The 7,112-nt window shown below is 29.8% G+C and carries 3 protein-coding genes and 1 pseudogene; 2 read left to right on the top strand and 2 right to left on the bottom strand.

All coding sequences use genetic code 11. From position 1 onward, the window contains the following. Positions 1-1,561, bottom strand: a pseudogene (locus G4L40_RS10580) (hypothetical protein); the annotation flags it as partial. A gap of 228 nt (positions 1,562-1,789) precedes the next feature. Here G4L40_RS10580 and G4L40_RS10575 point away from each other — a divergent pair. After that, positions 1,790-4,777, top strand: a complete 2,988-nt coding sequence (locus G4L40_RS10575) for a sensor histidine kinase (RefSeq protein ID WP_166237164.1) — start codon at positions 1,790-1,792, stop codon at positions 4,775-4,777. Here G4L40_RS10575 and G4L40_RS10570 read toward each other — a convergent pair. After that, positions 4,774-5,400, bottom strand: a complete 627-nt coding sequence (locus tag G4L40_RS10570) for a response regulator (RefSeq protein ID WP_166237163.1) — start codon at positions 5,398-5,400, stop codon at positions 4,774-4,776. The two genes, G4L40_RS10575 and G4L40_RS10570, sit on opposite strands and share 4 nt — an antisense overlap. Positions 5,401-5,489: 89 nt before the next feature. Between G4L40_RS10570 and G4L40_RS10565 the strand changes: the two genes are divergently transcribed. Beyond that, positions 5,490-7,085, top strand: coding sequence for a peptide chain release factor 3 (locus G4L40_RS10565; RefSeq protein WP_166237162.1), 1,596 nt, complete (start codon positions 5,490-5,492; stop codon positions 7,083-7,085). Positions 7,086-7,112: the final 27 nt, after the last annotated feature.

The raw sequence follows: 7,112 nt of genomic DNA, 5'->3' as shown, positions 1-7,112 counted from the left end.
CATCACATAATCCGTCTGCGTCTGTATCAGTTCCGTCATTTAATGGTAAGCTATCTGATAATGGACCGAAGTTGTCTGTTCCTACTGAACAGTCATCACAGCCGTCTCCGTCTGAGTCTCCACAAATGTCTGGGTTCGTATCGTTAGGATCTGTAGCGTCTAAAATTCCATCGTTATCATCGTCAGGATCTCCAGCATCACATAATCCGTCTGCGTCTGTATCAGTTCCGTCATTTAATGGTAAGCTATCTGATAATGGACCGAAGTTGTCTGTTCCTACTGAACAGTCATCACAGCCGTCTCCGTCTGAGTCTCCACAAATGTCTGGGTTCGTATCGTTAGGATCTGTAGCGTCTAAAATTCCATCGTTATCATTATCCGTTTCACAAACTCCTGTCAAACCATCTCCATCTGGATCTGCGGCAGGCGACACAACATTTGCATATGCTCCAATATAACTAGCTGCAATTACAGTTCCATTTGGATTAACAGCAGGTGCTCCTACTCCATATACTCCACCATCACCACCATCGGCAGTTGCTAAATTATAATATTCATTTGCATCCGAACAACCATCATCATCTGAATCTAAATCTAAATGATTAGGAATTGCATCTCCATCTAAACTCGATTCATATATGTCTGGCAAACCATCACTATCCGCATCTGTGTAATTTGTTACAGAACCATCAGCATTAGCAATATAAGTTGCAGAAGCGCCAGAATTATCAGATGTATCTAAGAAATTAGGCAATCCATCACCATCGTGATCACCATTTGGATCATTACCTCCAGCCTCAGTAACATCTAATATACCATCATTGTCATCGTCTAAATCTAAATCATCAGAAACACCATCACCATCTGTATCATTTAAACATACTGCATATAATGGTGTAGCAATTGGAAAATCATTTTGATTCATATCAAAATCTTTCAAAAAGCCATTATTAGCATAATTATCGAACTCTATTTGAGTAATGTCGTTAAATTCATACATTACCCTACTAGGCGCTCCATTAGTTTCATTAACACTACCAGTTGCATTTAAATCAGGAGGTGTATTATCAATCACCAAGTTCGTTGGGTCAGCTGTTGCAGTAAAACGAACTGACGCTCCACAATCAGTAGCTAAAGACTCATTGTTTGGACCATCAATATCATTGATTACAAACCTGTAATCATTAATTGGAACAGGTGTTACACCATCGGCCTGTAAAAATGTAAATCTAATTCTGGATAAATTATTTGGAATTCCAGGTCCTGCAGGATTTGAAGTATATCTTACATTATCCAAATTCTGTGTAAATGCTCCAGTACCAGGCCCTGCAACAACTTGAGCTCTAACACGAGCTAATGTTGGAATTGTTGCTGAAGTAGCACTAAATAATGCATTCGCTGAATTATTCCCAGATATTACACCTGTTATAGTAACATTCTCAAAATTTTGAGAAAAAACATTTACAGATGTAAATAAAACAAATAACATCATCATTGACATTACATGCTTTTTTAAAGATTTTTTTAAGTTCAAAAAATCAATTAGTAAAGGATTGTTCATAATCTATATTTAATAGTTACATTTTGTAAATAATTACAAATTTTTTTTAATCTTAAAACCGTAGAGGGGGTTGTCAAAATAAAAACTAATTTGAAATTAAATTAACCGAACAAAACTATTAAGTTTTTTTTAAGATATTTGCATAGCACATCAATAAATATTGTAGAATAATTACTACACTGTATTTTGTCGAAATAAAATTACACTTTGTCGATTAAATTTAAAAAGTTGAACAGATTCTATTTCATATTATTAATAATTCAACTTGGTTTTTCTCAACAGAATTACCACGAAGAATGGTATTCGGCAGATACAGAGCATTTGCCTCAAAATTCTGTTAAAAGCATTGCACCCGATAAGTATGGATTTATTTGGATGACTACCGAAAATGGCTTAGTAAGATTTGACGGTTCTAACTTTAAAACTTTTAATAGTAATACTACAGGAAATATTTCTAATAGATTTTTATATCTAAGTGGTAATACAATAGTAGATTCACTAAAAACATTCACTGAGGGCTATGCAGATAATATCATTATTAACAAAAGAAAAGCTATTAAAATTAAAGAGAAGTACAACCTCACCTCTTATGATGAATACGAAAATTTAAGATTTTATACAAACAATAATACCAAACAAAAATTTGATTTATTACATAGTAAAATTAAAACTCAAAATGGAGACTATTATAAAATTGAAAAAGATAAAATCCTTTTATTCAACAAGAACAATAAGAAAAAAACAGAAATAACTCATCAATACAAACCTAATACAGACTATTTTTTACTAAATAACGAATTGATCTGGTTAAATAATAATGGGGATTACTCAACATTTGACAATAGCGAGAAAAAAAATAAAATTTTCATAAAGAAAAATGCGAAAATAATTTACAATCATTTAACACAACAATATTTTGTTTATACAGACAATGAAATTTTTATTTTAAAAAAAGCAACCAATAAACTTTATTTTTCGTTACTTCATCAAGTAAATATTCCTCGTCAATATACTATAAAGTGCTTATTTTATGATATTAAGAGTAATAAACTATTTATTGGAACTGACAATAAAGGACTGGGAATAATATCTTTAAACAAGTTTAGTATTCTTAATAACTTTAAAAAGGTTGATAACAATTATTATTCAATAATTCCAATTTCAAACGAGAATTTCATTACTGCTAAAGGTGAAATATTTAGTGTAAATCAATTAATTGCCGATTTAAAACTTAACACCAATGGATACCAATTTGGAATTGCTATAGACAAACAGAAAAACATTTGGATTCAGAACAATACAACGCTTACTTGCTTTTTTAAGAATACAAATTACAAAACTTCAATAAAGAATGAATTTAAAGCAACAATTGGCAGCATCTTTTGTGATTCAAAAAATAAAATTTGGATAGGTTTTAGAAAAGAAGGAAACATGAAAGTTTTTGTTGCTACGATAAACGCCAATGACCCAAATTCAAAACCAAATTATATAAGAAATATAGATAAAGCTGTTAATTATTTTGCTGAAACTAAAGACCACAAAATATTAATGGCATCACCAGGCAACTTAATTATTTATGATGTAATAAAACAAAAAACAAAAAAAATACCTTGTGACAAGAACGACATAAGAAGCATTTTTATTAGCAAAGACAACACTATTTGGGTATGTACTTATAGTAATGGCTTTAGTTTATTTAAAAACAATAGGTTTTACAAAATGCCAATTGATAACTATTCGTATTTAACATCTGCGCATTGCATTAATGAAGATATAGATGACCACTTTTGGATAAGCACGAATAAAGGATTAATAGAAGTTGATAAAAAAAACCTATTAGCATACTATAATGATAAATCGCCTGTTTACTACCACCATTATGATTCAAACAATGGTTTTTTAACTAATGAATTTAATGGTGGCTGCCAACCTTGTAGCGCTAAATTAGAAAACGGCTATTTTATATATCCAAGTTTAAATGGTTTAGTGGCGTTTCATCCAAAAAAAGTAAACAAAATATTACCAACAAACAATTTTTACATAAATGAAATTGAATTAGACGGAAAAACAAGTTATTTTAACGATACATTATTCCTTAATCGAAACTTTAATCGGGTAAAATTCAAAATTGATTTTCCATATTTTGGAAATCATGACAACATTTATTTTGAAGCAAAACTAGACCTTAACAAAAATGACAAATGGATTCATTTAAATGATGAAAAAGAAATTAGTTTCACAAATATTCCTCCTGGAGTACATACTCTTTATATAAGAAAACTTAAGCCATTTTCGTCAACATATGAAATAGAAAAAATAATCATTAATATTCCTTTCCTTTTTTATGAAAAACTATGGTTTAAAATATTTTTAGCCATAATAATAACCTCTTTTTTAATTATTGGTATACGACTACGTTATAATTTTATAAAAAAGAAAAACGATGCTCTAGAACAAATAATAAATGAAAGAACTGCAGATTTAATTAGCACAGTTACTAATTTAAAAGCAGCAAAAAACAATCTCTCACAGGAAGTTTTACAACAAAAAAAATTGATTGGAACCATCAGTCACGACATTAAAAGTCCGCTTAAATTTTTATCTATTACCGCTAAACATTTGCACGAAAAATCACTAATAACAAATGATGACAACATAAAAGATAATGCAAAAATCATGCATGAATCTGCCAATCAACTTTATCGATTTGTTGAAAACCTTGTTGATTATTCAAAAATATTTATTGAACATAAAAACTTAAACGAATTAAAAAAAGAATCTATTGATAGTATTATTAACGACAAAATTAAACTATTTAAAAATATTGCAGAAGGAAATGCAATAGTAATAACATACAATAACTTCGCTCCTTCTCAAATTAATTTAAACAAAAAAATTACAGGAATTATTATCCATAACTTATTGGATAATGCAATTAAAAATACAGTCATTGGAGCTATAACAATTGAAACAAACCTAATCAAAAACAAAATTTATATAAGCGTAGAAGATACGGGATGTGGAATGCCTGATGAAATAAAAAATTACTATTTGAATCTTCAAAAAAACTTTGAAACTGATAAACTTGCAATTCAAAATTATGGTCTTGGATTACACATGGTTTTAGAACTTTTACGCCTATTAAAAGGTGACTTAAAAATTTATTCGAAAGAAAATGAAGGCACGAAAGTTACAATAATAATTGACGATAATTAAACATGTAAATTGTATTTTTCTATCAATTCAACAAGGTTATTAATTTTTAACTTTTCAAAAATTCTGTTTTTATATGTGCTCACTGTCGACATTTGAATACCTAAGTTATTAGAAATTTCAAGATTACCATCGCCTCTTACCAATAATTTCGCTATTTCTATTTCTCTATTAGACAACTTATCAAATGGATTTATGGGTTCGTTATTAACTTGACTATTGTTTAATTTATCAATTATTTCATCGGTTAAATACTTACCATAATCCATAATAGATCTAACTGCTTCAACAATTTTATCCTCGCCACTAAGCTTATTCAAATAACCATCTGCTCCTGCATGAATATATCTTAAGGCATAAAATTCTTCTTCATGAGCTGAAAACATCAATATCTTGACATTTGATAGAAAATGTCTTATCTCACTTATCATTTCAGTATTTTTACCTCCAGGAATATTGATATCTAAAATAATTAAATCAAATTGATCAACTTTAATTTTCTGTAAAGTTTCTGAATAATTACAGGCATAAGATATTTCTAAATTTGGAATTTCATTTTTCAAAATAATTGAAACACCAGCTTTTACAACTAAATGATCATCAACAATTAATATTTTATATTTCATGGGGGCTAAAATTAAAATGCTAAAATAATAAATAAATGATAGAATAAAATGTTATTTATAAATACTATTTTTGCACAAAATTATTACACATGAGCTTTATAGAAGAAATCGCAAGAAGAAGAACTTTTGGAATTATTTCGCATCCAGATGCTGGTAAAACAACACTTACCGAAAAATTACTTTTGTTTGGTGGAGCAATTCAAGAAGCTGGTGCCGTAAAGAGCAACAAAATTAAAAAAGGTGCCACTTCAGATTTTATGGAAATTGAGCGTCAAAGAGGAATTTCTGTTGCTACATCTGTCTTGGCATTTAACTATAAGGATAAAAAAATTAATATTTTAGACACCCCTGGTCACAAAGATTTTGCCGAAGACACTTTTAGAACTTTAACAGCTGTAGATAGCGTTATTGTTGTAATCGACGTAGCAAAAGGTGTTGAGGAACAAACCGAAAAACTGGTTGAAGTTTGTAGAATGAGAAATATTCCGATGATTGTTTTTATTAACAAATTAGATCGTGAAGGAAAAGATGCTTTTGATTTAATGGATGAAGTAGAGCAAAAATTAAAACTTCGCGTAACACCTTTGAGTTTTCCTATCGGAATGGGATATGATTTCAAAGGAATTTATAACATTTGGGAAAAAAATATTAATCTTTTTGAAGGAGATAGTAGAAAAAACATTGAAGAAACAATTGCTTTTTCAGATATTGAAAGCAAAGAATTAGAAGGAATTATAGGAGAAAAACCAGCCAATCGCTTAAGAGAAGAACTTGAATTAATTGGAGAAGTATATCCAGCTTTTAGTACCGAAGAATATCTTTCTGGTGATTTACAACCCGTATTTTTCGGCTCTGCCTTAAATAATTTTGGTGTAAGAGAATTGTTAGATTGTTTCGTTGAAATCGCTCCAACTCCAAGAGCTAAAGAATCCGATACTAGATTAGTTAGACCAGAAGAAGAAAAATTAAGTGGTTTTGTTTTCAAAATTCACGCAAATATGGATCCAAAGCATCGAGACAGGTTAGCCTTTGTTAAGATTGTTTCAGGAACTTTTGAAAAAAACAAACCTTATTTACACGTAAGACAAGGAAAAAATCTAAAATTTTCGAGTCCAAATGCTTTTTTTGCTGAGAAAAAAGAAATTGTAGACATCTCTTATCCTGGCGATATTGTAGGATTGCATGACACCGGAAACTTTAAAATTGGAGACACACTAACCGAAGGTGAAAAAATGAATTTTAAAGGAATTCCAAGTTTTTCTCCGGAGCATTTTAGATACATCAATAATGCTGACCCATTGAAATCTAAACAATTAGAAAAAGGAATTGATCAATTAATGGACGAAGGTGTTGCACAGCTTTTTACGTTAGAAATGAACGGACGAAAAGTAATTGGAACTGTAGGCGCATTACAATATGAAGTTATTCAATATCGTTTAGAACATGAATATAGTGCAAAATGCACCTATGAAAATTTTCCAGCATTCAAAGCTTGTTGGGTAAAACCCCAAGATCCAAAAAATGAAGAATTCGCTGAATTTAAGCGTGTTAAGCAAAAATTTATGGGTACAGACAAGTATGGACAACTAGTATTTTTAGCAGATAGTGAATTTTCGATTCAAATGACACAACAAAAATACCCTTCTGTTGAGTTATTTTTTACCTCAGATTTTCAAAAGAGATAATTTTTTACTACTATTGTATTATATTTT

This window comes from Flavobacterium celericrescens (genome assembly GCF_011392075.1).
GTDB classification, from domain to species: domain Bacteria; phylum Bacteroidota; class Bacteroidia; order Flavobacteriales; family Flavobacteriaceae; genus Flavobacterium; species Flavobacterium celericrescens.
Note: the sequence above shows the minus strand (reverse complement) of the source record. Positions and strands in the feature narration are given on the sequence as shown.

Excerpts from the sequence above, each read along its gene's own strand:
- G4L40_RS10570 (WP_166237163.1), bottom strand. The coding sequence starts at position 5,400 with ATGAAATATAAAATATTAATTGTTGATGATCATTTAGTTGTAAAAGCT.
- G4L40_RS10565 (WP_166237162.1), top strand. The coding sequence starts at position 5,490 with ATGAGCTTTATAGAAGAAATCGCAAGAAGAAGAACTTTTGGAATTATT.